The organism is Algibacter sp., assembly GCF_049667265.1.
Classification (GTDB): Bacteria; Bacteroidota; Bacteroidia; order Flavobacteriales; family Flavobacteriaceae; genus Algibacter_B.
In genome coordinates this window covers 1-2,431 of record NZ_JBATHX010000315.1, presented here as the reverse complement: position 1 = coordinate 2,431, position 2,431 = coordinate 1, and the positions used below count along the sequence as shown (strand labels likewise).

At 33.1% G+C, this 2,431-nt stretch carries 2 protein-coding genes; one reads left to right on the top strand and one right to left on the bottom strand.

Going from position 1 to position 2,431, the window contains the following annotated elements; all coding sequences use genetic code 11:
- Positions 1-404, bottom strand: a 404-nt coding sequence (locus WBN21_RS11285) for a polysaccharide biosynthesis/export family protein (RefSeq protein ID WP_424200324.1), incomplete at its 3' end; no start/stop codon positions are given.
- Positions 405-510: 106 nt separating this feature from the next.
- Here WBN21_RS11285 and WBN21_RS11280 point away from each other — a divergent pair.
- Positions 511-2,379 (top strand): ABC-F family ATP-binding cassette domain-containing protein, encoded by a 1,869-nt coding sequence (locus WBN21_RS11280; RefSeq protein WP_424200322.1) that lies wholly within the window; start codon positions 511-513, stop codon positions 2,377-2,379.
- Positions 2,380-2,431: the final 52 nt, after the last annotated feature.

Below are 2,431 nucleotides of genomic sequence, written 5' to 3'. Positions count from 1 at the left end.
GCTGTTTCTTTAAAATATTGTTTCAAAAGTTCATCTTTAACTTTTGTTTTTATTTCTTCAATAGTAAATCCTAGCACATTAATTTTTCCTAAAATAGGAAACTCAATACGCCCGTGCATATCTACAGTAAAACCATTAAAATAAAGGCCTGCCTGGTCCTGCCCTGCATTATTAGTTTGTTCAATTGGATTAAAAATACCCACAAGCTCCTTATCTAAAGCTTTTACATTAATACTCAAAATATCATTAACTTGAACTTTATAAGGCTTTGGTAATTCAGTTAATACTGTTGTACTATCGTTTCCATCGCCTTTATCTTGTAAATAAACAACATCTTTATTGGTTATACACGAAGTAAAAAATACGCTTATAAATATAAAAGCAACCAGGAAATAACTCTTCATATTGAGGCAAATTGATTTCTCACAAATATAAGTTTTCGTTATGAACAATAAAACTTATAACGTGTTTTTTGGTTTTTTGTGCGTTATTTGCAGAAAATATTTGCTTTTGAATTATTTAACTGTAGAAAACATCTCCAAATCATACGGAGAACTTACGCTTTTTGAAGCTATTTCCTTTAGCGTTCATAAGGACCAAAAAATAGCCTTTGTTGCCAAAAACGGTACAGGGAAAACCTCTATTTTAAATATTCTATCTGGTGATGATGTAGCTGATTCTGGCGACGTCATTTTTAGAAAAGATATTAAAGTGTCCTTTTTATCACAAGACCCTAAGTTTGATGAGACTTTAACGGTTGAAGAAACTATTTTCGCGAGCGATAATCCTATTTTAAAAATTATTTCGAATTACGAAAAAGCACTTTTAAACCCGGAGGACACAGACGCTTACCAAAAAGCTTTTGATGCGATGGATCGCCATCAAGCTTGGGATTTTGAAACCCTGTACAGGCAAATACTTTTTAAACTTAAGCTTGAAGATTTAAACCAAAAAGTAAGTGTGCTTTCTGGCGGACAAAAAAAACGATTGGCTTTAGCTAATGCTTTAATTAACAAACCCGATTTATTAATTTTAGATGAGCCAACAAACCATTTAGATTTGGAAATGATTGAATGGCTAGAAGCGTTTTTTTCCAAAGAAAATATGACGCTTTTTATGGTTACGCACGACCGTTATTTTTTAGAACGCGTTTGTAATGAAATCATAGAATTGGATGAAGGGACACTTTACAGCTATAAAGGAAATTACTCGTATTATTTAGAAAAGCGAGATGAACGCATTGAGCGAGAGGCCGTAGAAACAGGAAAAGCGAAGCAACTTTTCAAAAAAGAGCTTACCTGGATGCGTCGCCAACCAAAAGCAAGAACAACAAAATCTAAGTCTAGAATTGACGATTTTGCCGATATTAAACACCGTGCTCATCAACGCAGAAACGACCACGAAGTTCAGTTAGAATTAAACATGGAACGCCTAGGAAGTAAAATTCTAGAATTCCATAAAGTATCAAAAGCCTTTGAAGATAAAACCATTCTTGATGGCTTTGAATATACCTTTAAAAAAGGCGAACGCGTTGGTATTATTGGTAAAAACGGAACTGGAAAAACGACATTTCTAAATTTATTAACCCAAACTTCAAAACCCGATTCCGGAAAAGTTATAAAAGGTGACACGGTTAAATTTGGGTACTACACGCAAGATGGAATCACCATAAAACCTGAGCAAAAGGTTATTGATGTTATTCGAGAATTTGGGGACTATATTCCCCTTAAAAAAGGAAAACAAATTAGTGCCCAACAATTGTTAGAGCGTTTTTTATTCAGCAGAAAAAAGCAATATGATTTTGTTGAAAAATTAAGTGGTGGTGAGCGTAAACGTTTATATTTATGTACCGTTTTAATTCAGAATCCTAATTTTTTAATTCTTGATGAGCCCACGAATGATTTGGATATTGTAACATTGAATGTATTAGAAAGTTTCCTTTTAGACTTTCCTGGATGTATTATTGTGGTTTCTCACGACCGCTATTTTATGGATAAAGTTATTGATCACCTTTTTGTTTTTAGAGGTGATGGCGTAATTGAAGATTTCCCAGGAAACTATACCGACTATAGAGTTTATGAGGATAGCCAACCAGCAATAGAAGTTTCAACAACTACAGAAGATAAAAAAGAAAAACAATCTTGGAAACAAAATGAAGCGTCAAAACTTTCTTTTAATGAAGAAAAAGAATTAAGAAATATTGAAAGCAAATTGAATACTTTGGCCTTTGATAAAAAAGAATTAGAAAACAAATTTCATAACCCCGATTTATCGCAAGATGATATTAACAAACTTTCGGACAAGCTTCAAAAAATTATTGACACCATAGAAACCAAGGAATTACGTTGGTTTGAGTTGTCTTCTAAGCTTGAAGACTAAGTTTTTTGTCCCCTCGAGCGCAGTCGAGAGGTTTTAATTAAGATGTAAACAA